The following is a 380-nucleotide window of genomic DNA, read 5'->3' on the forward strand; positions in this document are numbered from 1 at the left end:
TGCCAGAGGTTGCCAATTGAGCTGATTTTGACTGGTCAATACTGAAAATAACTGGGGCACTCTACATTTCCATGTATTTTTCTTATCCTGAACCTGTAGTTCAGCATAAATTCATGCGTACCCTGGGAAAATTTGTTAATATCAGAGGTTGTCCAGTCATACGAGTAGCCGAAGTGAAACTGCTCGCTGATTTTTAGGTCGATATAGGTAATAATTGCGTCAATATTCCTGTACGAAGCTCCTATGCTAAATACATCGTAAAAGATAAAGCCAGCGTTGATATCCATACTCAGCGGAGAGCCCTCTTGCGCCCGGATGAGAATAGTAGGGTTCAACTGTACGGTCTTTGATCTGTCCAAAGGTAGAATAAGTCCGCCATG

Annotated in this window: 1 protein-coding gene; it reads right to left on the reverse strand. The window is 42.4% G+C overall.

The window, feature by feature from the left end:
- Nucleotides 1-35 precede the first annotated feature (35 nt).
- Nucleotides 36-380 (reverse strand): type IX secretion system membrane protein PorP/SprF (locus C900_RS27860; protein ID WP_040497743.1); only part of this gene is annotated, 345 nt, incomplete at its 5' end.

Origin of the sequence: Fulvivirga imtechensis AK7 (assembly GCF_000331535.1) — a bacterium.
Lineage (GTDB): Bacteria > Bacteroidota > Bacteroidia > Cytophagales > Cyclobacteriaceae > Fulvivirga > Fulvivirga imtechensis.